The 24,627-nt window shown below is 37.2% G+C and carries 22 protein-coding genes; 11 read left to right on the top strand and 11 right to left on the bottom strand.

The genetic code is table 11. The features are described from left to right. Window positions 1-55 precede the first annotated feature (55 nt). On the top strand, window positions 56-478 hold the full coding sequence (locus G9C87_RS06400) for a PaaI family thioesterase (protein WP_172279721.1): 423 nt from the start codon (window positions 56-58) through the stop codon (window positions 476-478). Between the two features lie 3 nt (window positions 479-481). On the opposite strand, the gene G9C87_RS06395 is transcribed toward G9C87_RS06400, so the two are convergent. The 3 genes from G9C87_RS06395 to G9C87_RS06385 all read right to left on the bottom strand — a co-directional run bounded on the left by G9C87_RS06395 (window position 482) and on the right by G9C87_RS06385 (window position 4,089). Beyond that, on the bottom strand, window positions 482-1,216 hold the full coding sequence (locus tag G9C87_RS06395) for a hypothetical protein (protein WP_172279281.1): 735 nt from the start codon (window positions 1,214-1,216) through the stop codon (window positions 482-484). 83 nt (window positions 1,217-1,299) lie between these two features. Beyond that, window positions 1,300-2,646 (bottom strand): MFS transporter, encoded by a 1,347-nt coding sequence (locus G9C87_RS06390; protein ID WP_228456968.1) that lies wholly within the window; start codon window positions 2,644-2,646, stop codon window positions 1,300-1,302. Window positions 2,647-2,652: 6 nt separating this feature from the next. Then, window positions 2,653-4,089 carry a mannitol dehydrogenase family protein gene (locus tag G9C87_RS06385; protein ID WP_172279279.1) on the bottom strand — a complete coding sequence of 479 codons (1,437 nt, stop codon included), beginning with the start codon at window positions 4,087-4,089 and terminating at the stop codon, window positions 2,653-2,655. Between the two features lie 164 nt (window positions 4,090-4,253). On the opposite strand from G9C87_RS06385, the gene G9C87_RS06380 reads away from it, so the two are divergent. Further along, window positions 4,254-5,264: a LacI family DNA-binding transcriptional regulator gene (locus G9C87_RS06380; RefSeq protein WP_172279277.1), complete on the top strand. Its 1,011-nt coding sequence runs from the start codon at window positions 4,254-4,256 to the stop codon at window positions 5,262-5,264. A 283-nt stretch (window positions 5,265-5,547) separates the two neighbouring features. Here the strand turns inward: G9C87_RS06380 and G9C87_RS06375 are convergent, their stop codons facing one another. Beyond that, entirely contained in the window at window positions 5,548-5,799 is a 252-nt protein-coding gene (locus G9C87_RS06375) for a hypothetical protein (protein WP_172279275.1), read from the bottom strand. A gap of 224 nt (window positions 5,800-6,023) precedes the next feature. Between G9C87_RS06375 and G9C87_RS06370 the strand changes: the two genes are divergently transcribed. The 3 genes from G9C87_RS06370 to G9C87_RS06360 all read left to right on the top strand — a co-directional run bounded on the left by G9C87_RS06370 (window position 6,024) and on the right by G9C87_RS06360 (window position 9,150). After that, window positions 6,024-6,368 carry a phage holin family protein gene (locus tag G9C87_RS06370; RefSeq protein WP_172279273.1) on the top strand — a complete coding sequence of 115 codons (345 nt, stop codon included), beginning with the start codon at window positions 6,024-6,026 and terminating at the stop codon, window positions 6,366-6,368. A 238-nt stretch (window positions 6,369-6,606) separates the two neighbouring features. Then, a complete protein-coding gene (locus G9C87_RS06365; protein WP_172279271.1) occupies window positions 6,607-8,601 on the top strand; it encodes a S9 family peptidase in 1,995 nt (664 codons plus the stop codon). 57 nt (window positions 8,602-8,658) lie between these two features. Further along, on the top strand, window positions 8,659-9,150 hold the full coding sequence (locus G9C87_RS06360; protein WP_172279269.1) for a DNA-deoxyinosine glycosylase: 492 nt from the start codon (window positions 8,659-8,661) through the stop codon (window positions 9,148-9,150). A 53-nt stretch (window positions 9,151-9,203) separates the two neighbouring features. On the opposite strand, the gene G9C87_RS06355 is transcribed toward G9C87_RS06360, so the two are convergent. From G9C87_RS06355 to G9C87_RS06330, 6 genes are all read right to left on the bottom strand, one after another. Continuing rightward, window positions 9,204-10,238, bottom strand: coding sequence for a phosphotransferase enzyme family protein (locus G9C87_RS06355; RefSeq protein ID WP_172279267.1), 1,035 nt, complete (start codon window positions 10,236-10,238; stop codon window positions 9,204-9,206). Next, window positions 10,229-11,140, bottom strand: a complete 912-nt coding sequence (locus G9C87_RS06350; protein ID WP_172279265.1) for an NDP-sugar synthase — start codon at window positions 11,138-11,140, stop codon at window positions 10,229-10,231. Before G9C87_RS06350 ends, G9C87_RS06355 begins: the two co-directional genes overlap by 10 nt. After that, on the bottom strand, window positions 11,130-12,521 hold the full coding sequence (locus tag G9C87_RS06345; protein ID WP_172279263.1) for a Gfo/Idh/MocA family protein: 1,392 nt from the start codon (window positions 12,519-12,521) through the stop codon (window positions 11,130-11,132). The genes G9C87_RS06350 and G9C87_RS06345 overlap by 11 nt, the downstream gene beginning before the upstream one ends. A gap of 99 nt (window positions 12,522-12,620) precedes the next feature. Further along, on the bottom strand, window positions 12,621-13,694 hold the full coding sequence (locus tag G9C87_RS06340) for a serine hydrolase domain-containing protein (protein ID WP_172279261.1): 1,074 nt from the start codon (window positions 13,692-13,694) through the stop codon (window positions 12,621-12,623). Between the two features lie 91 nt (window positions 13,695-13,785). After that, window positions 13,786-15,321, bottom strand: coding sequence for a peptidase M61 (locus G9C87_RS06335; RefSeq protein WP_172279259.1), 1,536 nt, complete (start codon window positions 15,319-15,321; stop codon window positions 13,786-13,788). A 69-nt stretch (window positions 15,322-15,390) separates the two neighbouring features. Further along, window positions 15,391-16,083 carry an AIM24 family protein gene (locus G9C87_RS06330; RefSeq protein WP_172279256.1) on the bottom strand — a complete coding sequence of 231 codons (693 nt, stop codon included), beginning with the start codon at window positions 16,081-16,083 and terminating at the stop codon, window positions 15,391-15,393. 178 nt (window positions 16,084-16,261) lie between these two features. Between G9C87_RS06330 and queA the strand changes: the two genes are divergently transcribed. The 5 genes from queA to G9C87_RS06305 all read left to right on the top strand — a co-directional run bounded on the left by queA (window position 16,262) and on the right by G9C87_RS06305 (window position 21,509). Further along, entirely contained in the window at window positions 16,262-17,311 is a 1,050-nt protein-coding gene (gene queA, locus G9C87_RS06325; RefSeq protein ID WP_172279254.1) for a tRNA preQ1(34) S-adenosylmethionine ribosyltransferase-isomerase QueA, read from the top strand. Window positions 17,312-17,411: 100 nt separating this feature from the next. Beyond that, window positions 17,412-18,446, top strand: coding sequence for a 23S rRNA (adenine(2503)-C(2))-methyltransferase RlmN (gene rlmN, locus G9C87_RS06320; protein WP_172279252.1), 1,035 nt, complete (start codon window positions 17,412-17,414; stop codon window positions 18,444-18,446). 75 nt (window positions 18,447-18,521) lie between these two features. Beyond that, the gene (locus G9C87_RS06315; protein WP_172279250.1) at window positions 18,522-19,448 is read left to right on the top strand and encodes a sterol desaturase family protein; all 927 of its coding nucleotides are present in this window, start codon (window positions 18,522-18,524) and stop codon (window positions 19,446-19,448) included. 130 nt (window positions 19,449-19,578) lie between these two features. Beyond that, window positions 19,579-20,457: a hypothetical protein gene (locus G9C87_RS06310; RefSeq protein ID WP_172279248.1), complete on the top strand. Its 879-nt coding sequence runs from the start codon at window positions 19,579-19,581 to the stop codon at window positions 20,455-20,457. Window positions 20,458-20,531: 74 nt separating this feature from the next. Beyond that, a complete protein-coding gene (locus tag G9C87_RS06305; RefSeq protein ID WP_172279246.1) occupies window positions 20,532-21,509 on the top strand; it encodes a polyprenyl synthetase family protein in 978 nt (325 codons plus the stop codon). A 212-nt stretch (window positions 21,510-21,721) separates the two neighbouring features. Here G9C87_RS06305 and G9C87_RS06300 read toward each other — a convergent pair whose 3' ends face one another. Beyond that, on the bottom strand, window positions 21,722-22,015 hold the full coding sequence (locus G9C87_RS06300) for a hypothetical protein (protein WP_172279244.1): 294 nt from the start codon (window positions 22,013-22,015) through the stop codon (window positions 21,722-21,724). A 137-nt stretch (window positions 22,016-22,152) separates the two neighbouring features. Here G9C87_RS06300 and G9C87_RS06295 point away from each other — a divergent pair, with 137 nt between their 5' ends. Further along, the gene (locus G9C87_RS06295; protein WP_172279242.1) at window positions 22,153-24,585 is read left to right on the top strand and encodes a thiamine pyrophosphate-dependent enzyme; all 2,433 of its coding nucleotides are present in this window, start codon (window positions 22,153-22,155) and stop codon (window positions 24,583-24,585) included. Window positions 24,586-24,627: the final 42 nt, after the last annotated feature.

Below are 24,627 nucleotides of genomic sequence, written 5' to 3'. Positions count from 1 at the left end.
TGCTGCTGGGATTTTCAATCCTTTTATTACATTTGTAAGAATCATATTTCAATCCATGACACCTGAGAAAAAACAACTGATCATAGACAGTTTCAACCGCTCCGAAACCTTAAAATTCTACAAAGCAGAGCTTCTTGAAGTAGAAACCGATTTCATATCCATTAAAATCCCAAAGATGGAAATGATGACCCGTAAGGCAGGAATGTTTAATGGGGCAATGATCGCTTCTCTGGTTGATGTTTCTTCGGGATATGCTGCGGTAAGCAATTATAAAGATGATTGTTACGTAGTGACCATAGAACTTAAGGTTAATTATTTAAGGCCTGCAATGGGAGATGCTTTGATTTCAAAATCATACGTAGTAAAAGGAGGCGGGAAGATCAGCGTGATCAGAACTGAAATTTATACAGTGGACGAAAACGGATCATCCGAAACTCATGTTGCCACATCATTGGTGACGATGATGAGACTTAAATAAGATTTAAAAAGAATAAGCCTGAACAGAAAACTGCAGGTAAGCATTATTTCCTACAGGATTAAACATTCCCCAGATTCCAACCGGAAGCTGATAACCCGCAATGGAAAATGTTTTGGTAATGATCAGACTGATCTCATTAAAACCTGCTTCTTGAGCAAAAAAGTTTCCTTTTTCACCTTTGGGATTATGTAAGGCAAAGGCATATCCGATCCTCCCTCGTACCGCGAGGTTTTCTTTTGTATAGAAAGGATATTCTGTTGAAACAAAAGAAGAATATTTATTGTGTGTATTGTCCCTATCCCTATCCCGGCCAAAGACTACCGTATTCCAGCTTAAGACTAAGGGTAGTTTCTCACTTATTGTATAATATGACCTGAAATCCCAGAAGCGCCCTGTTTCACTTGCATTGTAATTAAAAAATTCTTTGTTGTTATAAGTGGCACCAGGTGAAAAATTATAAATATCCCAGAGTTCCACCATAAGGTGCTTATTTTTGTATCCAATATAATTGTCAAACTCTTTATAGGAGCCATTTGCATTTCCTCCGGCCCAGAATCCTCCGTAAAAATTCTTACCATCTAAATGAACATCACCGGTATATATGAAACCTGAGGAAACTTCCTGACCTCGCCACAAATGACTATTTCTGAGCTGCAATGCAGAATGCAGTTTCTGGCCATAAACCCATGAATTTCCAATGATGATGGAAATAATCATCAACTTTTTAATTTTAATCATAATGCTGAGTGTCTTTTTGATTACAACATTCCTGTCCGGTAAATGAATACCGGAAAAAAGGAATGTATAAAAGAAATGAATGGTTAGTTAATAATATCTTTCTCCCGGATCTTAGATCCGAAGAGTGCATAAGAAAGCATAAGCAATTCACAGATGACCGTTAATATCCAGGTCCATCTCCATGAGCCGAAAAGATCAGCCAGTCCTCCTTGAAGTAAAGTAAATACCGCACCGCCAAATACAGCAGAAATGAACACACCGGATGCTTTTGAGGTATATTTATTCAGACCCTTTATAGAAAGTGTATAAATACAGCTCCACATAGAAGAATGCAAAAGCCCGATGGCAACAAGGAACCAAAGGTTCTGGGTGATCATCGAAGTAATCGCCAGGATGGTAGCAAGAACTGTTGTCGTTGCAAGCTGTGTTCTCGCTGAGATCTTACTGAAAAAACTGGAAATAGATCTTCCAACAAGGAAACCTCCCCAATATAAAGTAGATAATAAGGCATGAATTCCAAGGTCCATTCCGCCGATAATAATATCCGTTTTTCCGAAGAAAGTGATCGGCTTTCCCGATTCCATAAGCTCAAAAGCATTCAGGTTGATATTGGCTCCGATGGCAACTTCGGTTCCTACATAAAAGAAAATGGCAACCACACCCAAAGCAAAATGGCGGAATGACCAAATGCTTCTTTCCAGTTTTTCTCCTGCAACGGCTCTCGTATTTTCAATATCAGGAAGATGCAGTCTCTTGGTGATAGCCATCACCGTAACAATACAGATGATCAGTACAAAAAGAGGTAGTAGCAGCTGTTTTATTTCAATATTTTCAATGGAGATACCACTGAACATCACGATGGTCACAAAGAAAGGTGCTGAGGTCGTACCAATAGAATTGATGGCTGTTAAAATATTCAGTCGTTGTACGGGCTGTGTCCCCTTTAAAGGATAAGAGGCAGCATAAGGATTTACCACCACCTGAATAATTGCTGCAGAAGTTCCCATTAAATAAGATCCGGCTACAAAAATGATAAACCCAAAGGGAATAACGGCATCACCGATCCTGAAATCCACCGAAGGAAACTGATAACCCACCCACGAAGAACATAAATACATCATCAATCCGGAGATCATAAAAAACAAACCTCTTAGGATCGTATTTTTATATCCAAAGGCATTGACCCATTTGCTTCCTAAAGTGCCGTTTAACAAATATCCTAAAAAGAAAAAGAAAGAGATGAGCGTGGTGAAGGTATTTTTCAGACCTCCCGCATGAGCCAGAAAAGTAAATTTTAAAGGAGCCTGCAACTGTTCATTAACAGTTGTCAGAAAACCAACAATAAAATAAATGAAAGTAATAATAGCAAATGGAAGGATACTGCTGTCAGACTTTATTTTCAAAGCTTTTATTTCGGAATTTGTTTGCATAATACTTTAGTTTATAATAGTTTCTAAAACAGGTGCGATCCCCTGATTTTTAATATCATCAACAAACTGTAAGTACAGACCGGTAAATGCATTTACCTCTCTCAAATCGATGCTTTTAAAGGCAGAAAGATTTAAAAAATCAATGGGGTTATCACTTTGGATTAAAATTTCATCTTCCGAAGTTAGCCATGGCTCGCCAATTTCATATGTAAAACCTTTATCGTCCGTTTTATATTTCAAATAATGCCTGTAAGAAGCTATAAGAAATGCCGGACGCATAAGATCTTTTCCATCACTGATTATTTTTGCGAGATTGGGCATAATATATACCGGAAATTTAGAAACACCGTCAAAGCATAATCTGCTCACCTGGTCACTTACGCTATGATTGGAAAACCTTTCTATCAGTGTACGTTTGTAAAGATCTAAATCAGTATCGGCAGGTGCCGGAACATATGGTGTAATATCTATATTCATAAAATCCCTGATTAGCTTTACAATACTTTGATCCTGCATGGCCTCATCTACCTTGCGGTAGCCTTTTAAGAAAGAAGGGTAGGATAATAGGGTGTGCGAAGCATTCAGGAGACTGAGTTTCATGTTTTCAAAAGCAGTGACGTCATTCGTGAATTCTACGCCGGATTTTTCCCATTCGGGTCTTCCTGCGATAAATTGATCTTCTATCACCCATTGGATGAAATCTTCACAATAAACGGGGGCTTTATCATTCCAGCCGCTTTTTTCATTAAGCCTTTCAATATCTTTGGCTGTGGTAGCAGGTGTAATTCTGTCCACCATACTGTTTGGAAATGTAACGTGGGATTTGATCCAGTTTCCAAGATCTTTATCCTGAGCTTCTATAAAACTGGTGAATGCCCTTTTTGCGGTATTGCCATTATGCTGAAGATTATCACAAGACAAGATCGTGATACTTCCGGCTCCATTTTTTTTACGCAATCGCAGACCTTCTGCTATAAATCCAAAAACCGTTTCAGGAGTACCCGGATTCAGTAAATCGTTTTGTACGTGGCTGTCATTCAGATTAAACTCATTCGTTTCTTTATTGAGATTATATCCTCCTTCCGTAATGGTAAGACTGATGATCTTTATCGCCGGATCAGCGATTTTAGCAATTACTGCCTGGGGATCTTCTACTCCCCATATCAACTCTATGAGTGAACCTATGGTATAGATTTCATCTTTTCCATCCCTTCCACAAACCGTAAGGGTATAATCCAGATTTTGGGATCTTAAATCACGTACTATTTTTTCATCAGAAGGAAGTAAGGCAATCCCGCAGATACCCCATTGCTGTTGATTTTTGTCTCCCAGCAGAAGGTGGGTGTAATACTGCTGATGAGCCCTGTGGAAATTTCCAACACCAATATGTACAATGCCGGTTTTAATATTTTCACGGTTATAGGGATAAGAATTGGGAGTCATATATTATAGTTTTTAATTGAATGTTAATCGTTTGCTAAACTTATATTAATAAATCTATTGCCCGGTATTTTTTGTTATGAAATTGATAATGGGAACGTTCCCAGAATTTGGGAACGTTCCCATTTGCTTATTTTTTTGTTATTTTTGATAAAAAAGAGTCCCTGATGAAGCGTGTAACCATTAAAGATTTGTCGAAATTTTTGTCATTATCTACCTCTACCATCTCAAGAGCACTGCTTAATGATAAAAATATCAACCCGGAAACTCAGAAGAGGGTATTGGAAGCAGCAACGAAATTGGGCTATAAACCCAATGCAACAGCTTTGAATTTAAAGTATGGAAAATCCAAAAATATTGGATTGGTGGTACCGGAAATGATCACACCATTTTCTTCAAAAGTTCTGAAGGGGATTCAGAATATTTTGGATCCGTTAGGGTATCGTGTTATCATAACACAATCGGATGAAAATCCATTGATAGAAAGAGAGAATCTTAAGCTTTTAGAAGAATTTAATGTGGACGGGATCATTATTAATCTTTGTCATGAAAGTCTTAATGAAGAAGTTTACAAAAAGCTGATCAATAATGATATTCCCATGGTATTTTTTGACAGGATACCCGGGAAATCAATACAGGCTTCGCGGGTGATCGTAGATGATCAGATCAAAGCATCATTAGTAGTGGAGCACCTGATTAATACGGGACGAAAAAGGATCGCACACATTATGGGGCCTTTAACGATAAGGAACGTAACTGAAAGAGTGAACGGATACAAACGTATTATGGAGAAATATAGTCTTACTGATCCTGATCTGATTGTTTCTACAGAGGGAATGACTTTTGAAGATGGCAGAAAGGCAGTACAGGAACTATTAAACAGAAACATCCATTTCGACAGTATTTTTGCCTTTTCCGATACATTAGCTATTGGTGCAATGAATTATGTTCATGAGCAGAATATAAAAATTCCTGAAGAAATAGCGATTGCAAGTTTTTCAGGAACAGAACTGGCAACTATTGTGCATCCGCAGCTGACAACTGTACAGCAACCATTAGAAAAAATGGGAGAAACCGCTGCCCGTCTCGTGCTGGAAAAAATACAAAATGCGTCATCACCGGATCAGACGGTTATTATGGAAACCGAATTGATTTATAGGGCATCCACCGTTATTTAAATCTACTCGCTTTGGTCAAGCACAAGAATAAGAGATAAAATAAAAACCACAGAAAGAGCACTAATGACCAACAGATTAACCTGCACTATCATTGATATGATTAATAGTAGGATAGAAGCAAGCATAATATATCTGAAATAATGGGTGTATTCTTTTTTCATATAAGATTATTAGCTGTTATAAAATTAAAAAAAAGACACGTAACTTTTACTTCAGCCGTCTTACTTGCCAAAAAACAAATGCCTAAGGTATCCTTAGGCATTTGTCCATTTAAAAAAATTGATTAATCATAATTCTCTTCAATCCATCTAAGGCATTCCTGGTAATAGCGGTTTTGCTCATCAGATTGTAGATAAGGTGCATTAATAAATGCGTTGTCTGCAATTTTTTGCATAATTTTTTCAAGGCTCCGTCCATTAAAGTCCACTCTTGTTTTTTGAATATTGGAATACTTCAGGTGATCCTTGTGAATGTGCCAGGATGAATCTTTTCCTGCATCAACTCTGGTGAGATTGGTTGTGTGTGTTGCGTCCATGATCATAATTTTTAAGGGGTTTGCAGACTTAAAATTCAGGAATAAAAAGATCATAACGCAAAGGGAAAATACCCATTTTTGAAAAATCAGTGTTTTCCCTTATTGTATTGAAAATATAAACTTTAGCAATGCATGATGGATAAAGACTTTTATTAATCATTCAAACCGAGATCCGATGGAATGAGTTTTGATACTTGTATACAAACTATTAAAAATATTAACATATGAACTTAATTATCCGTTTACTGATTACTGCGCTTGTTGCGTTTCTTTTAACGAAAATTTTACCGGGAGTACATTTTGAAGGCTTTTCATCTGCGATTATTTTCGCGATTGTTTTGGGTCTTTTGAATTTAATTGTAAAACCTGTTTTAAGTCTTTTGGGACTTCCTTTAACGATCATCACCCTGGGATTATTTGCTTTAGTCATTAATGCATTAATCATCCTTCTGGCAGATTATTTCATAGACAGTATGGTTGTAGATGGATTCTGGTGGGCATTCATTTTCAGTATCGCCTTATCATTGATCACTTCATTGGCCAACTCTATGTTCTCAGATGGGGACTAAGCTCACAGAAGTATAGCATAACAATATAAATCCGTCAGTTGAGCTGGCGGATTTTTTATTTGGTCCATCAAAAAGGATATAAATAACATAAATAGCAACTGTACAAGCGTCTTATCATCAAATGTATCACAGGTAAATCAATTCATCACTTTAACAAAAAACAAGATAATTGTTAATTCCTTCGCATATTTTTATTTTAAGTACTAAATTTGGCAATCTTTGAATTAAAAAGCAATTTATGAAACTTAAGTACAGCCTGCTGGCTTTAGCAGCCCCACTTTTAATGAATGCACAACAGTTAATGACGCCTGAAATTCTTTGGACTTTGAAAAAAGTGGGAGTACAGGCAGTTTCACCTGATCAGTCTTCACTTATTTATAAAGTAGGGCAAGTAGATCTGAAAACAGAGAAAACGAAAAACGAAAACTATTTCCTTAATGTTATCAATAATCAGTCTTCAAAATTAGACTTAGGTAAAAAAGCTCTTATTCAGTGGGATAAGAATGGAATTTACGCACAGGAAGGAGATAAGATATTCCTTTCTAAAGATAACGGGAAAACCTGGACCGAGTTTTATACCATCGGTGAGGTTGATAATATTGTAATTTCCCCTGATGGAAAGAAAATTGCTTTCAGCAAGCAGGTTTTAGTGGAGAAAGTAATGGGGAAAGATAAATACAGCGATACTCCTAAAACAACAGCACAGGTGTATACTGATTTGAACCACAGACACTGGGATTATTTCAATGAAGGAAAATACAATCATGTTTTTGTAGTTAATACTTCAGATAAAGTGGAATCATCAAAAGACTTACTGGAAGGAAAGACATGGGATTCTCCGCAGAGGCCGTTTGGTGGAGCTGAGGATTTCATCTGGAGTCCTGATTCTTCTCAGCTTTTGTATGTTACCAAGCCTAAAAGCGGGAAAGAGTATGCTACAAGTACAAATACGGATATTTTTGCTTATGATCTTGCTTCCGGTGCTACAAAGAACCTTACAGAATCAAATAAAGGTTATGACGTAAATCCAAAGTTCAGTCCGGACGGAAAATCACTGGTATGGCAGAGCATGGAAAGAGATGGCTATGAAGCGGATAAAAATGATGTGAAAATCATGGACTGGAAGTCCGGAAAAACAGAGAACCTAACAAAAGGTTGGGACGAAAGTGTTTCCGGTGATGTTTTCTGGAGTGGTGATTCCAAAACCATCTATTTTACGGCAGCATTCAGAGGAACAAAACAATTGTTTTCCTTAGATCCTAAAAATGCAAAGGTTCAACAGATCACAAAAGGAGATTTTGATGTAAATGAAATCTTTGCTGATAATAAAAACACCTTATTGGTAGGCAGAACCGATGTCAACCATGCTACAGATTTATTTTCTGTAAACATTAAAAACGGTGAAATGAAACAGGTTACGGAAGCCAATAAAGATACTTATTCCAAACTGGCTCAAGGGAAATCTGAACTAAAAATGGTGAAAACATCGGATGGAAAAGAAATGGGAGTATGGTTCCATTATCCGCCGAATTTTGATCCGAATAAAAAATATCCTACTTTGGTATATTGCCAGGGTGGACCTCAATCTGCATTGACTCAGTTTTTCAGTGTACGATGGAATTTTGCTCTTATGACGGCTAACGGATACATTGTAGTTGCGCCGAACCGTAGAGGAATGCCGGGCTGGGGAACAAAGTGGAATGAAGAAATCTCTAAAGACTGGGGTGGACAACCTATGAGGGATTATCTTGCCGCTACAGATTATGCTAAGACATTACCTTATGTGGACGGACAAAGAGTAGCTGCAGTAGGAGCAAGTTATGGAGGATACAGTGTATTTATGCTTGCGGGGATTCACGATAACAGATTCAAGACCTTTATTGCTCACGACGGGCTATTTGATATGAAATCATGGTATCTGACCACTGAAGAGCTTTGGTTTGCCAACTGGGACTTAGGGTCTCCATGGGAGAAGCCGCTTCCAAAAGCTTATACAGAATTTAACCCTAGCAATTTTATTGAAAAATGGAATAAGCCGATCATGATTGTCCAGGGAGGAATAGATTACCGTGTGCCTTATGAACAGGGACAGGAAGCTTTCCAGGCAGCAAAATTAAGAGGCCTTAAAACAAAATTAGTGTATTTCCCGAACGAAAATCACTGGGTGCTTCACCCGCAAAATGGTTTGGTATGGCAAAGAGAATTCTTTGACTGGTTAAAAGAAACATTATAACAAACAAACAATAAAAACGAAAACGGGCTTTTGGCCCGTTTTTTTTATATTTGAATTATGCAAAATCGTATTTCTTCATTTCCTCCTATTATTGATGTCCATTCCATAATTTTAATTTTAGGTTCCATTCCAGGGGTCAAATCATTGGAAAAGCAACAATATTATGCACATCCTCAAAATAAATTCTGGAAGATTATTTTTGAGCTGCTTCATGAAAAATTTACGGAAGATTATGCAGTAAGGATTGAAACATTGAAGAAACACCACATCGCACTTTGGGATGTGATTGATTCCTGTGAGCGAAAAGGAAGTCTTGATTCGGAGATCAGAAATGAAGAAGCCAATCAGATTGAAGAGCTTTTAGAACAATATCCGAATATCACTGCCATATTTTGTAATGGAGGAAAATCTTATAAAAACCTACAGAAAGTTTTAGGAAAAAATTATCGGCTTCCTGTAATTCTGCTGCCTTCGACAAGCCCGCTGCATACCATTTCGTTGGAAAAGAAATTAGAAGGATGGTCAAAGATCATGGAATTTCTAAAATAACCTCCTTCCTTATTTCCTTTATGCTCCAGCAACATCATCATAAGATGTGCACTTTAATCTACTTTTAAATAACTGCGTAAACCCCTGAGAAGCTCCAGCTGGTTCTTCGTACGGTCGAGATTATGCTCCGGATAGGTTGTAGAATAATAAGTGCTTCCATTTAAATAATCTGTAAGAAAACGAAGCCCCTGAATGTAGATAGCCACCTGTGCGGAATAATCAAGATTTTCAAACTCGTCTGGAGTCAATAGATCCTTAAGATGAAATAGAAAGCCCTCTTTTACCGATTCGAAAATTTCTGAATTGAAATTATTTTGAGCTGTTCCATCATCTTCATTAGTGGTATTGGTGTATGACTGGATCATGGTTCCAAAATCATAGAGAATAGTAGAAGTCATGATTGTGTCCAGGTCAATTATAGCCATCGGGTCATGGTTCTGATCAAAAAGAATATTACTGATTTTCGCATCTGCATGAACAATTCTTTTGGGGAGTTGGCCATTATTTTGCATTTTGATCCATTGATCAGGTAACCACAACAATTGGTTCATCATTTCTATTTCAGCTTTTGCATTTTCTTTTAAAGAAGATGATCCGCTTTCTAATGAAATTTTATAGTCGGTAAGTCTCTTTTCAAAATTGAGAAAATCGGGTAATGGATCTTCAATGATGGGAAGACTTTGCGTATTAATGATGCTAAGAAAATAACCCACAGCTCTTGCTGCCTTGGAAGCTGTTTCCGCTGAAGGAACAGTAAGAAAAGTAATGCTGTTATCAATGAAGCTGGTCATTCGCCATGAATCTCCATTTCCATCCCTGATTAAAAACTCCTCTGAAGACGAAGCAATCGGTTGTGTCATTTTGAAATGATATTGACCCTCTTTAAGAATCTTATTTATTTTCAAATGATTATTGATAACCTGCTCCGGCTTTTTAAAGACTTGTGTATTAATCTTCTGTAAAATATACTTTTCCCGGTTTTGATTATTTTCTACACAATAGGTAGTATTGATCAAACCGTTATTGATCTGAGTAACTGTACAGTTGTCAGTGCCTATAAATTTTGAGATAATATTCTTCAGCTCCATAGATCTTCGGGGTATCGCTGGTTTTGGATTTCTTTTTCAAGGTAACTTTTTAGAATAATTTTATCATCGGGATAGGTCATTCCCAACCAATGAGATGGCGAGGTTCTGACTGCAATTTTGATTGTATTCTCCTCGTTCATTTTCTGCAGAGCAGTAGGAATATAAAATTCTTCTTTGGGTTGTGGATTGGATGTAATAAAATCCTTAAAATAGATTTCCAATGAATCGAATATAATGGGGTGGAAAATAAAATAATTCATAGAAACCAAAGTATCTGGTGCTACTTCTATGTCTTTCCCGTTTTCATCGGTATAGACAATAGTATTATTTTCTTTTCGGATGGAAGTCTGCTCTTCTACTTTTAGCAAAAAATGATCATCATCCACCGTGCAAATACCTCTAGCTACCGTACCATTGTTACTTAACGTGGTAGAAAGCGGATAGGCAATGAGTTCAAATTGAGAATCAGAAACATTTTGATTGTCGATTTCATTTGATGCTAACTGATAAACTTCTTTACCGTAAAAATCGTCTGCGTTGATCATTACAAAAGGTTCACTAATATATTCTTTTGCACAAAGTACGGCATGGCCTGTTCCCCAAGGTTTTTCCCGGGACGAATAATCATACCCTGAAGGAATGTATTTATCCATATCCTGATAGACCCACTGCAACTCAAAGTTATTGGTTTTGGAAATGTTTTCCAGCCTTTCTATATAGCTTTCAGGGATGAAACGATTAATAATAATCACAATTTTATTGAAGCCGACCATTAGAGCATCATAAATAGAATATTCCAGAATAGGAGAGCCATTGCCCAATATTCCATCTACTTGTTTAAGGCCTTTATAGCGGGTGCCTAAGCCTCCGGCTACTATGAGAAGTGTTTTTTTAGAATTCATCTGTCATTCCGAATATAGGTTTACGATTTTTCCATTGTCCTTTTGTGAAATCAGGGATCTCAACGACCTGTCCTCCTTTAGCAATTGATTTTTCGCTGAGCGGTGTGATTGCATACCAGGTGGCAAGATCATATACATCCATAGGGAATTCTATATTACGTTTTATACATTCAATAAAGGTGTTCATAACGAAAAAGTCCATTCCACCATGTCCTGCGCCTGTTGCTTTGCTTTCAAATTTCTTCCACATCGGATGGTCGTAATCTTTGATCCATTTCTCGGTATTATCCCATTTATGGGTGTGATTCATTATCTTTTCAAAATAAATATGTCCCTGATCTGCGCCTCCTGATCCGAAGTCCTGCCAGATTCCGTCAGTTCCCTGCACTCTGAATCCAAGATCATAAGGTCTCTGTAAGCTGGTATCGTGTGTCAGAAGAATAGTTTCTCCGTTAGCACAAGCTATTTGTGTCGTAACGATGTCACCCTGGTTAAACTTCACTTTGGCATTAGGATGGTTGGGACCTCCTTTCGGATGTTCCACAATATACTGGTGCAAGCCGAGGGATTTTGAAGAAAATGAAGATAAGCGTGTTAATCGGTTTCCACGATTAATATCCATCATAACGGAAACCGGACCAAGGCCGTGCGTAGGATAAAGTTCTCCATTTCTTTTTACATAATGTTCCGTTCTCCATTTTGCTTCGCTAAAACCCTTTTCCCCGAATTCGGCTCCGGAATTGTAAGGCGTAACACCGTCATTAAATAAAACCCCGCGAAGATCATGCTGATAACCTCCTCTTCCGTGGACCAATTCTCCAAACATTCCCTTACGGACCATATTCAGGATAGCCATGATATCTCTACGGTAACATACGTTCTCCATCATAAAAATGGGAACTTTTGTTTCCTCATAAGTTTTTACGAATTCCCAGCAGTCATCTAGTTTAATGGCACCGGATACTTCCATTCCAACAATTTTCTTAGCCTTCATCGCTTCAACTCCCTGTGTAAGGTGCCATTCCCACGGAGTAGCGATAACAACCGCATCGATGTTGCCAAGTTTCAGGAGATTTCTGTAATCATATTCTCCATTTGAAAATTCACGGGCCTCCGGTTTACCATTGCTTTTTAAGATTTTCTGGCTGGCAGATAACATAATTGGACTAGGGTCTGCAAAAGCAACGATCTCAACATCGTCCCTTTTAGCCAATAGCTTTACATGTTCCTGTCCCCGTAATCCGACTCCTATAAAACCAACCCTTACTTTTTTATCAGATACAAACCCTTTTGAATAGGCAAATAAAGAATGGGGTAAAACAAGTGCTCCGAATGAAGCTAATGCAGTTGTTTTGATGAAGTCTCTACGTGAATTATCCATAAATGATATTTTTGATTAAATATGTTATTTAAATTTAAAGATATTAAAATATCAATAACCAGTGAATCATTTTACTCTTAAAATTGATTTTATTTTTATTTATTGTCCGTAATATGCACTTATTAGCCTCTCTCTCATTTTGTTGAGGTAGTTGATGTTTTTGGTATTGGACAGAATAATTACCGTCAGGTTTTTTTCAGGTAAATGTACCCAGTTCGCACTATGTCCGTAACCTTCACCCTGACGTTCTACAAATAGGGTAGTCATATTTCCGAATTTTTTAGGATAAACCCAAAAGCTAAAAGCAGTATCCCCAAGCTCCTTATAAGGAGTAAGCATGGTGTCTACAGTTGATTTTTTTAATAAAACATGATTGAAAACGGCCTGGTCAAAGGTTAAAAGATCTTTGGGAGTGGAGTACATGCCTCCGGCCGTATAAAAATTGTCGATATAGGTGTTGGTTGGGGTATGAAGAGCAAACGGGTCCGAATCTGTTTCCGAATATCCGTCATCTATATTCTGGATAATATCATTGTGGTGCAAAAGACCTGTATTATTCATTTTAAGAGGAACCAGGATCTGCTCTTTCAGAACTTCTTCAAAAGATTTACCATATATCTTTTCAATAATTTTTCCAAGCAGGATATAATCACCATTGTTATAGCTGAATTTTGTTCCGGGTTTATCGATCAGTTTTTCAGAGAGAAAGGTTTTGACAAAATCATCCAGGTTCCAAATTGTATTGTCATATGCCTCGTGAATGAGTTCCGGGGAACTGATGTCCTTATTAAATCTACCACTGCTATAAGTTAGAAGGTTTCTTACGCTTGCTTTTTTTGCGGCTTCCCCTTTGTAATCCGGAAGATAAGTTGCAATGGGAGAGTCCAGGTTGATTTTACCTCTTTCGTATAGCTGCATGATCAGGACGGCAGTAAATGACTTGGTGAGAGAAAATATATGAAATCTGGTTTCGTCCGAAAAGCTGATGTTATAATGTCTGTTGGATAATCCTTTATACGAAAGTAATTCGGTCCTGCCATTTTGGGCAATCAGAACTGCTCCGTTGAAATTATCACTCTTCACACTGGAATCAATTACTTTTTCCACATTTGAAATTTGAGAATAGGCCACATTTAATGCTAATAAAAGAAATGTGGTAAAGTTTTTTTTCATAGTAAACAGTTTTAATAAAGAACAATTTTTGAAACTCAATATTTTTAATCCATGAGGAAAAGTATTTTCGGTGAGTTTACCTATATACAGTTTATTGGCCGATCCAGGCTTTTCTCAATGCGATTTGCTTCGGATCAGGATGAGTTAAGGCGGTAACCTTTCCCGTAGTGTCATCATAGGCAAAACCGGCTTTGGCAAGGTATTCTTTTAAGGGAAGTGGTTTTGTTCCTTCTACATAATCTCTGAAAAAATCCCGGATTTCCGGAAAAGTCATTTTTGTAATTTCATCAAATAAATCATTGTCATTGAAATAGCGATCCTCTCCATATTTTTGCATAAGGCGTTGCATCAGATCCTGGGTTCCCGTTTTTCCACCCGAAAGCTCACGCAATCTGATGTCCAGGCATAACCCGATTAATGGCCCTTTCTGATAAACGTTCATGTACTGGTCCTGTTTTTCCATAGCGTTTTTACTCAGATTGGTAAAGGACAAATGAGGATCAAACTCCTTCATACCGGCTATCTTTTCTTCCAGCTTTTTTTCGAATTCAGGAATACCGATCATCTTTTGCTTTATGGGCATGTGTATCGTTGCGTATTCCGTCATACCTTCATACAGCCAGAGATGTTTCGACATCGAAGGATTTAAGAAATCATAATGCTGGATTTCCCCTGAATGAATATGAAGCGGAGTGATAATGTGGAAAAACTCATGGGAGGCAACCCTGTCTAATGCGTCCGGCAGATAGCCTATATTCCCGGAAAGATAAAGACATACGGTCGACCTGGAGTGTTCGAGGCCATCTCCCATAAACCCTTTTTTATCTGAAGATTCGTAATAAATCAGAAAAGCATACTTTTCGACAGGCAATTTTCCACCCAGGTAGGCCTGTTGATTTTCTAAAATCGTCTTTATATGATCTGCTATTTTTTTTGAATAATGCCGTTCCTTTTTATTGTAAAATGATACAAGCACCTCGGTGGTACCTATTTTTAACCAGGTCGTATCAGGAACGCAATACAGTACAGGAGAATCTACCAGGTTTCTGTAATCTTTTGCCCGGACGATGTCCGTACTGTCATTTTTTCTTTTGTAATCCAATGCAGAAGAAGCATAAAAATCTTTATTTTTCTTAATGCTGATTTCATATGGTTTATCCTTTATTTCCTCAAAGTAACCTACCAATGAATTATAATTGATCACAAAAACACTGTCTTTTTTAAAAGTACTTCCTGCTGACTTTGCTCCCTGTGTATGCTCCTTTAAGGAATCCCAACCATCGGCAACACGATAGGATATCTTTTTTACATGCCTGAGATCGTGGATTAACCAGCTGTTGGTATCTAAGCGTTCCGTAACCACTTTTTTCCCTTTTTTATCGATTGCAGTAACATCGGAAATATATTGCCCGAAATTCAGGGGCTGATAAAATCCGGGAACGAGTTTGGGTATAATAAACTTACCTTTTTCCAGCTTATTTTTAGGTGGGGTAAAAGAAACCGTCACCTGGTCATTACCCGTATGAATAAGATCGATATTGTATTGATAGTTTTTCTTTGACGATTGGGCAGTTGCCAAATTGGGAAGAAGAATCAGTGCAAAAAATATTTTTAAAAGATTTTTCATTTTATTTTCGGCTTTAAAGCTTAATAAAAATATGAAGTTAATTTTGTTAATAGCCCATTATAGGTATTATTATTTTTCTATTGCATATACTTCTTCATAGGGCTGGATAAGAACCCATCCGTTTCCTGAAAACTTCATCTGAAATTCTTCACCACTTCCTCTACCCATAAGGCTTTTAAAAGAAACATTCGTTTTAAGTTCAGGAGTTAAGTTCCCGGACCATGCAACTGTGGCATTAGGATCTGTGAAAACAGGGTTTTCAGGAGTTACCATAAGCGTTAAAGGTTCTCCGTGGGTTGTAATAGCCACATGTCCCGTTCCGGAAAGTTTTACCTGAAATAATCCGCCCGACAGCATTCCTGCAATACTTTTAAGCATGGTAATATCACTTTTTATACTTTGTTCATGGGCCAGGACATCGTTGCCGTTCACACACAATGCTTCATTATTCAGGTAAAGGATACGTACTTTTTTTCCTGAATCAGCTACATACAGTTTTCCTGTGCCTTCTGCCTTCATTAATCTCGTACCTTCACCACTGATTGCTTTTTTCAGAAGATTTCCGATACCTCCTGCAAGCATACCTTGCCTTTCAAAATTTATATTTCCGATGTAGCCCACCATACTTCCCCTTTTAGTCCAAACCGATTGATTGGTAAGGTTTATCTCTAATAGCTGAGGTTTTTCAAGTTCAAAATAGTCCCGTTCTTCAGGATTTTCTTTGGTTTCTTTAATGAATGATTCTAACGAATATTTGCTCATAATTAATCAATTTTGTGCGACCAAATTACATCTTTTTCAGACCAAAATACATAGTAATTATTAACCATTTGACAGCTTTATCAAATAAAGCTTGACAAAGGGGTGTTCAATGTCGTATATTTGCACACCGAAAATTACACCAGTAATTTCAATAATTTTTAAACCGTAATTTAAAAAAATGAAAACATCCGATTTTAATTTTGACCTTCCTGATGAACTATTGGCAGAACACCCGTCCGAGCATAGAGATGATGCCAGACTTATGGTTCTTAACAGAAAAACCGAAACTATAGAACACAAGTTGTTTAAAGATGTAGTGGATTATTTCGATGAGAAGGACTTGTTTATTTTCAATAATACTAAAGTTTTCCCTGCGCGTCTTTATGGAAATAAAGAAAAGACAGGTGCTAAGATTGAGGTATTCCTTTTAAGAGAGCTTGATAAAGAAACACGTGTTTGGGACGTATTGGTAGATCCTGCAAGAAAAATCAGAATTGGAAACAAATTGTTCTTTACAGAAGATGAATCTTTGGTAGCTGAGGTTATCGATAATACCACTTCAAGAGGAAGAACTTTAAGATTCTTATTCGATGGTTCTTATGAAGAGTTCAGAACAAAATTAAAAGAATTAGGAGAAACTCCGCTTCCAAAATATATCAAAAGAGCTGTAGAGCCTGAAGATGCTGAAAGATACCAGACGATCTATGCAAAAGTAGAAGGAGCAGTAGCAGCACCGACTGCAGGATTACACTTCTCCAAACATCTGATGAAGAGATTGGAGATCAAAGGAATCGATTTTGCAGAAGTAACTCTTCACGTAGGTCTGGGAACATTTAACCCGATCGAGGTTGAAGATCTTTCCAAGCACAAAATGGAATCTGAAGAAATCATCATTGATGAGAAAAATGCTGCAATCATCAACAGAGCAGTAGAAGGACACAGAAGAGTATGTGCTGTAGGAACTACAACAATGAGAGCATTGGAAACTTCTGTTTCTTCCAACAAAAAAATCTCTGCGTTCAACGGTTGGACAAATAAATTCATCTATCCGCCTCATGAATTCGGAGTAGCCAACTCAATGATTACAAACTTCCACACTCCAAAATCTACATTAATTATGATGATTGCGGCATTTGCTGGAAGAGATTTTGTAATGCATGCATATGAAGAAGCCGTAAAAGAAAAGTATAAGTTCTATTCTTACGGGGACGCAATGCTTATTTTATAATAATTTTAAATGATAGATTATAAATTTTAGATTAAGCCCTAACTTCGTTTGGGGATTTTAATCTAAAATTTATAATTTAAAATCTATACTCAACTCTATTTTGAAAGATATTCGAACTTTATCACTGGACCAGCTTAAAGACTACTTTTTGACTTTAGGAGAAAAACCATTTCGCGCGAAACAGGTTTATGACTGGTTGTGGAGTAAAAACCTCCATTCTATTGATGAGATGACCAATCTTTCAAAACAGCTTCGTGACAGAATTTCAGCAGAATATACCATCAATCCGGTATCTGTGGACCTGCTTCAGAAAAGTAAGGATGGAACCATTAAAAATGGGGTGAAACTTCACGATGGTCTTATGGTAGAATCTGTTCTGATTCCTACAGAAACAAGAACTACCGCTTGTGTTTCCTCACAGGTAGGATGTTCGTTAAACTGTGAATTCTGTGCTACTGCAAGACTAAAAAGAATGCGAAATCTTGAAGTCGCCGAGATCGTGGATCAGGTTGCACTTATTGACAGTCAAAGCAAAATGTATTTCGACCGCCCTCTTACCAATATCGTTTTTATGGGAATGGGAGAGCCAATGATGAATTACAAAAATGTGGTAGAAGCGATCCGGAAAATTACCCAGCCTGAAGGTCTGGGGATGTCTCCAAGGAGAATTACGGTTTCTACTTCCGGGATTCCAAAGATGATCAAGATGCTTGCCGATGATGACCTTAGGGTAAAATTGGCATTATCGCTTCACTCTGCAATAGAATCCAAAAGAAACGAAATCATGCCTTTTTCAGATAAGTTTCCTTTAACTGATATTATGGAGGCTCTTCAATACTGGTACAAAAAGACCGGCAACGTGATCACTTTTGAATATTGTGTGTGGAAAGGCATTAATGATGGTGATGAAGATATCAAAGCGCTGATCAAATATTGCAAGCAGGTTCCTTCCAAAGTTAATCTTATCCAGTACAATCCGATCGGTGATGGTAAATATGACCAGTGCAATAAACAGGCAGAAGAAAATTATGTTCGTCAGCTTGAAAATGCAGGTATCACAGTAATGATCAGAAAAAGCAGAGGTGGAGATATTGATGCCGCATGCGGACAATTGGCCAATAAGACGACCGATTAAAATTTCCTTAAAAAATTATCCAAAATGGGACTCTGATTTTCAGAATGTCCTACCTTTGTACAAAAATTAGTAACGATGAATTACTTTTTGGGCGAAGATGGACTAGAAAATGTCTATGCCTGGGCAATTCCCTTTCATGCCACCGTAATTTTAGCTGAAATGATTTATAGCCACGTTTCTGAGGCTAAACTATATAATAAAAAAGATGTAGCAACAAGCGTTTTTTTAGCTCTTCTGAATTTTGGTTTGGATCTGGTAATGAAGGTTTTTGCAATGGGAGTGATGTTTTTCTTTTACAATCACCGTCTTTTCTCTTGGGATTTCACCATCTGGTACTGGCTGATCTGCTTTGTTATCACAGATTTTGCATATTATGTGCTTCATTATGTAGATCATCATTCCAGGGCTTTCTGGGCAGTTCATATTACCCACCACAATTCCGAATACTTTAACCTGACAACGGGATTCAGGAGTCCTGTTTTACAACCGTTGTACCGGTACCTCTATTTTTCTCCGCTTGCCTTTTTAGGATTCAATCCATGGCATATTATGGTAGTGTACGCTATCGGACAGGTATATGGAACATGGGTTCATACGCAAACGGTAAAAAAGATGGGTTTCCTGGAACATATTCTGGTGACTCCATCCCATCACCGTGTACATCATGCATGCAACATCAAATATCTCGATAGAAATATGGGAATGTGCCTGATCATCTGGGATAAAATGTTCGGGACTTTTGAAAAAGAGGATCCGAATATTCCTGTGAAATATGGGATATACCCTAAAATGCCCGATGACAGACCTGATACGGTACTGTTCTATGAATGGCGAAAAATATGGAAAGATATCAAACAACCGGGATTGAAATTCTCAGACCGGATCAATTATATTTTCAATTCTCCCGGCTGGAGACATGACGGTACAGGAAAGACGGTAAGGCAATATCAGAAAGATTACTTTGCAAGGAAAATCCGCAAACAACATAAAAAGTCAGCATAAATTTTTTCAAACAACTTTTTTAATCAGTAAAACGGGCCCAAAAGCCCGTTTTATTTTAGCAATATGATAACTGCATCGCTTACAGCATCAATTTTGCTATGCTAAACCGGTAAATTAGTATTTTTATTCAATGAAAAAGGTTATCCTCATCTTTGTATTTCTGTTTTTTCAGACTTCATTTTCCCAACAGACAGATTTTCTTAAAATAAAAAGGTACAGAACAGCCTTTTTAGAAGATGAGGTTAAAGAAACATCCGGATTGGATTTCTTTAATGGTAAACTTTATACTTTTAATGATAGTGATAATAGCCCGGAGCTTTTTGAAATAGACAAGGGCTCAGGAAAGGTGTTGAATATCCTGAAAATTAAAGCTAAAAATAAAGATTGGGAAGCGCTTACTCATGATGACTCTCATTTCTATATCGGAGATTTTGGAAATAATACAGGAACAAGAAAAGACCTTGAAATTTATAAAGTTCCTTTTTCTAATGGCAGGATGGAAAATGACTCTATTAGAACCCTTTCTTTTTATTATCCTGAACAAAAAGAATTTGTCCCCAAAAACACCAATAATGATTTCGATGCGGAAGCTATGATTTATTTGAATGGTAAACTGCATATTTTTACCAAAGAATGGTCCGCAAAAGCAACCTCACATTATACCATCGATCCAAAAGCGGATGAATTGCAGAAAGCCGAAAAAATAGAAACTTATAAAACAGATTTTGTAGTAACCGATGCTGCTTATTTTGATCATAAACTCTATTTGGTTGGATACACCAAAAAAACAGAAGTTTTCCTTGATATTTTTAATGAAACTGAACCGGGAATCTTTTTTAAAGAGAGATTAAAGCACTATTATCTGGGAAGTGCCACCTCAATCGGGCAGATCGAAGGAATTGGCGTAGATGAAAAAGGCGTATATATTTCAGGGGAGAAATTCCGTTATCCACTCGGAACTGTAAAGCAGAGTCTGTATTTTATTCCAAAAGAAGAATTCAAAGATTGAATTTTCTACTAAAATTGCCTGAAAAAAATTATCTTTGTGAATATTAATTATTATTTACCCATCACTCACAGATTGTGGCAAACATCGTAGAAGAAATCAAGCAACCGATCAATGAAGAAATGAAACTTTTTGAACAAAAGTTTTATGAATCTATGCAAAGTAAAGTTCCTTTACTGGATAAAGTGACACGTTTCATTGTTACGACCAAGGGGAAGCAGATGCGTCCTATGTTTGTATTTCTTTGCGCAAAGTTGGTAGGTGAAGTTACAGAAAAGACCTATCGCGGAGCCTCGATGATAGAGTTGATCCATACCGCAACACTGGTCCATGATGATGTAGTGGATGAAAGTTTTAAAAGAAGGAATTTTTTCTCTATTAATGCTTTATGGAAGAATAAAATTGCAGTATTGGTTGGGGATTATCTCTTATCGAAATCAGTTCTGTTGTCTACCGATCATAAAGATTATGATTTACTTTCTGTTATTTCAAGGACCATCAGGGAAATGTCTGAAGGAGAGCTTCTTCAATTGGAAAAAGCCAGAAAGCTTGATATTACTGAAGATGTTTATTATGAAATTATCCGTCAGAAAACAGCAACCCTGATTGCCGCCTGTTGCGAAATAGGTGTTTTGTCAAATAACGCTGATGAAAAGCTTGCAAAAAGAATGCAGGACTTTGGAACTTATACCGGAATGGCTTTTCAAATTAAAGATGACCTGTTCGATTATCTAAGTTCAAATGTTATCGGGAAACCGGTTGGGATTGATATTAAGGAACAGAAAATGACACTTCCTTTGATCCATACCCTTACAATAGCAAGTGAAAAAGACAGAAAATACTATCTCAATACGATAAAACGCTATAATAATGATCAGAAGCGTGTAAAAGAGCTCATCGCTTTTGTTAAAAGCTCGGGTGGGCTGGATTATGCTATCAGTGTAATGAAAGATTTCCAGCAAAAAGCAAAAGACCTGCTTAATGAATTCCCCGATTCAGATGCTAAAAGATCACTCCACAGCATGCTGGATTATGTGATCGAAAGAAAATTCTAAAAGGGTCGGTACTTTTTTATCTCCCATAAATAATTAATCCTTAAAGCTGTTTTTTCCTGTTATTGTTCTCTGTAATTGCCATCCGTTGGGAAATTCTATAAATGCTTTTATAATCAGATTATCTTAAAATAAAGTGAATTTGATTATATGGCCTAAATATTCATTTATATTCAACTCTACTTAATGTTTATCTTTCAATTCGGGATAAATAATTACATTATTCTTATTGTTACGATAATAACTGCCAGGACTATGCAGAATAAAGCGATTAAAAATAAATAATCCGCAATGTTCTCAAACTTGGTTTCTCTTTTTTCATTCTTCGTTCTGATGGCCAGAAATGAAAAAAAACAACTGCAGGCAAAAAGTATACAAGCAACACCTGCAAATTCGTCCAGATACGTACTACCACTGATTTTAGTGATTTTCAATGAAGTGATTATAATCAGAGAAAATCCTAAAAGATTGCTGGATGCATTTAATATATGAGGTGATTTTTTTTCCATTTATACAAATTTATTTAAAATAAAACACAATTTGCCTTATTATCAAATTTTTAAAAAAGATTATTAAAAATTAAAATTAATTTAAAAAGTGTATATTAGCAAAATACTTCTAGAACTAAAAATTTTTATATTTGGCTATGCAAACAACCTATATTGAAACACAGAAGATTTCCTTTCAAGATTTTAAAAATCAAATACTTGAAGACTATAAATTAGGGAGAATCTCTCGTGAAATGTCTTACCTGGGGAGAAGAGAAGTTCTTACAGGAAAAGCTAAATTCGGGATCTTCGGTGACGGTAAAGAATTACCACAGCTTGCAATGGCGAAAGTTTTCAGAAATGGCGACTTCCGTTCAGGATATTACAGGGATCAGACCTTTGCTTTGTCCGTCAATGCGTTAACGGTTGAAAGCTTTTTTGCACAGCTATATGCAGATACCAGCGTAGAAAGAGAGCCGGCATCAGCAGGAAGACAGATGAACGGGCATTTTGCAACGAGAAGCTTACATGAAGACGGAAGCTGGAAAAACCTTATGGCTCAAAAGAATATTTCTTCTGATATTTCTCCTACAGCAGGACAAATGCCTAGATTATTAGGGTTAGCTCAGGCTTCTAAAATATATAAATCAGTACAATTTGAAGGTTCTGAAAAGTTTTCAAACAATGGAAATGAAATAGCTTTCGGAACAATTGGCGATGCTTCCACAGCAGAAGGCCATTTTTGGGAAACTCTGAATGCGGCTTGTGCGCTTCAGGTTCCGATGATCGTTTCAATCTGGGATGATGGGTACGGGATTTCTGTTCCTACTAAAAACCAGAGAGCAAAGGCGGATATCTCTGAAATGCTAAGTGGTTTCCAAAGAAAAGAAGGAGAAAACCAGGGATGCGAGATCATTCAGGTAAAAGCGTGGGATTATCCTGCATTATTGGATGCCTATGCAAGAGCTGAACATTTTGCAAGAACTGAAAGTGTTCCTGTAGTTGTTCACGTCATTGAAGTTACGCAACCACAAGGACACTCTACTTCAGGATCTCACGAAAGATATAAGAATGAAGAACGTCTTTCATGGGAAGCAGATTTTGACGGGTTGATAAAATTCAAAGAATGGATTCTGAATTATTCCATTGAAATTGAAGGAAAGGAAGAGGTGATTGCAACCGCAGAAGAGCTGGATGCCATCGATGACGAGGCTAAAAAGACAGTAAAAGCCGGACAGAAACTGGCTTGGGAAAACTATCAGAAAACCATTTCAGACCTGTCAAAAGCAGTTTTACCTTTGGTGGAAAACCTTAAAGGTCAAAATGCAGAAATAGAAAATTACATTACTCATTTTAATAAATTAGTCTCAAAAGCTAAAAAAGATATTTTCCACTTGGTAAGAATGTCTTTACTGGCAACAAGAGGAACCAATACTCCTGAAAGAAACCAGCTAATACAGAAGTACAATGAGATCCTGGAAGTAGAAAAAGACAACTATTCTTCTCATCTGTATTCTCAGTCTCAGTGGAAGGCCGAAAACGTTAAAGAGATCAAGCCTGTATATTCAGACAGCTCAGAAGATGTGGATGGAAGAGTAGTGGTAAGAAACAACTTTGATAAAATTTTTGAAAAATATCCTGAAACCCTTGTATTTGGAGAAGATGCCGGAAACATCGGTGATGTAAACCAGGGACTTGAAGGAATGCAGGAGAAATATGGTGAAGTTCGTGTTGCAGATACGGGAATCCGTGAAGCGACTATTTTAGGCCAGGGAATCGGTATGGCAATGAGAGGTCTGAGACCAATTGCCGAGATCCAGTATTTAGACTATATCCTATACTGCCTGCAGGGAATGAGTGATGATCTGGCAACAGTTCAGTACAGAACAAAAGGAGGGCAGAAAGCACCCGTAATTATCAGAACAAGAGGGCACAGATTAGAAGGGGTATGGCATTCAGGTTCTCCGATGGCAGGAATTCTTAATCTTTCAAAAGGGATTCTGGTACTAGTACCAAGAAACCTTACAAAAGCTGCAGGATTCTATAATACAATGCTTCAGAGTGATGATCCGGCAGTAATTGTTGAGTGTCTGAACGGATACCGTTTAAAAGAGAAGCAACCTGATAACCTGGGAGAGTTTACTGTTCCTGTCGGGAAGATTGAAGTAACGAAAGAAGGAAAGGATGTAACGTTAGTAACCTATGGGTCTACATGGAGAATTGTAATGGAGGCAGCAGAAGAGCTGGAGAAATTAGGAATTTCTTCAGAGGTTATTGATGTTCAGTCTTTAATTCCTTTTGATTTAACAAATGAAATTGCTGAAAGTGTGAAGAAAACCAACAGATTGGTGGTGATCGATGAAGATGTGGAAGGAGGAACTTCAGCATTTATTCTACAGCAGATTTTGGAGAAGCAAAAGGCTTTCAGATATCTTGATTCTGATCCTTTAACAATTGCCGCAAATGACCACCGTCCTGCTTATGCAAGTGATGGAGATTATTTCAGCAAACCTTCTGCAGATGATATGATAGAAAAGATCTATGCGATGTTTAATGAAACCAATCCTCAAAAATATCCGGCGATATTCTAAGGACAAAAAAAATATACAAAAAAGCTTCCGGGTTACCCGGAA

The sequence above is a fragment of the Chryseobacterium sp. LAM-KRS1 genome, assembly GCF_013184525.1.
Classification (GTDB): Bacteria; Bacteroidota; Bacteroidia; order Flavobacteriales; family Weeksellaceae; genus Chryseobacterium; species Chryseobacterium proteolyticum.
This window is presented reverse-complemented; position numbering and strand designations above follow the sequence as displayed.

Bases quoted from the DNA above. Each gene is read 5' to 3' on its own strand.
- G9C87_RS06400 (WP_172279721.1), top strand. From the start codon at position 56: ATGACACCTGAGAAAAAACAACTGATCATAGACAGTTTCAACCGCTCC.
- G9C87_RS06395 (WP_172279281.1), bottom strand. From the start codon at position 1,216: ATGATTAAAATTAAAAAGTTGATGATTATTTCCATCATCATTGGAAAT.
- G9C87_RS06390 (WP_228456968.1), bottom strand. From the start codon at position 2,646: ATGCAAACAAATTCCGAAATAAAAGCTTTGAAAATAAAGTCTGACAGC.
- G9C87_RS06385 (WP_172279279.1), bottom strand. From the start codon at position 4,089: ATGACTCCCAATTCTTATCCCTATAACCGTGAAAATATTAAAACCGGC.
- G9C87_RS06380 (WP_172279277.1), top strand. From the start codon at position 4,254: ATGAAGCGTGTAACCATTAAAGATTTGTCGAAATTTTTGTCATTATCT.
- G9C87_RS06375 (WP_172279275.1), bottom strand. From the start codon at position 5,799: ATGGACGCAACACACACAACCAATCTCACCAGAGTTGATGCAGGAAAA.
- G9C87_RS06370 (WP_172279273.1), top strand. From the start codon at position 6,024: ATGAACTTAATTATCCGTTTACTGATTACTGCGCTTGTTGCGTTTCTT.
- G9C87_RS06365 (WP_172279271.1), top strand. From the start codon at position 6,607: ATGAAACTTAAGTACAGCCTGCTGGCTTTAGCAGCCCCACTTTTAATG.
- G9C87_RS06360 (WP_172279269.1), top strand. From the start codon at position 8,659: ATGCAAAATCGTATTTCTTCATTTCCTCCTATTATTGATGTCCATTCC.
- G9C87_RS06355 (WP_172279267.1), bottom strand. From the start codon at position 10,238: ATGGAGCTGAAGAATATTATCTCAAAATTTATAGGCACTGACAACTGT.
- G9C87_RS06350 (WP_172279265.1), bottom strand. From the start codon at position 11,140: ATGAATTCTAAAAAAACACTTCTCATAGTAGCCGGAGGCTTAGGCACC.
- G9C87_RS06345 (WP_172279263.1), bottom strand. From the start codon at position 12,521: ATGGATAATTCACGTAGAGACTTCATCAAAACAACTGCATTAGCTTCA.
- G9C87_RS06340 (WP_172279261.1), bottom strand. From the start codon at position 13,694: ATGAAAAAAAACTTTACCACATTTCTTTTATTAGCATTAAATGTGGCC.
- G9C87_RS06335 (WP_172279259.1), bottom strand. From the start codon at position 15,321: ATGAAAAATCTTTTAAAAATATTTTTTGCACTGATTCTTCTTCCCAAT.
- G9C87_RS06330 (WP_172279256.1), bottom strand. From the start codon at position 16,083: ATGAGCAAATATTCGTTAGAATCATTCATTAAAGAAACCAAAGAAAAT.
- queA (WP_172279254.1), top strand. From the start codon at position 16,262: ATGAAAACATCCGATTTTAATTTTGACCTTCCTGATGAACTATTGGCA.
- G9C87_RS06315 (WP_172279250.1), top strand. From the start codon at position 18,522: ATGAATTACTTTTTGGGCGAAGATGGACTAGAAAATGTCTATGCCTGG.
- G9C87_RS06310 (WP_172279248.1), top strand. From the start codon at position 19,579: ATGAAAAAGGTTATCCTCATCTTTGTATTTCTGTTTTTTCAGACTTCA.
- G9C87_RS06300 (WP_172279244.1), bottom strand. From the start codon at position 22,015: ATGGAAAAAAAATCACCTCATATATTAAATGCATCCAGCAATCTTTTA.
- G9C87_RS06295 (WP_172279242.1), top strand. From the start codon at position 22,153: ATGCAAACAACCTATATTGAAACACAGAAGATTTCCTTTCAAGATTTT.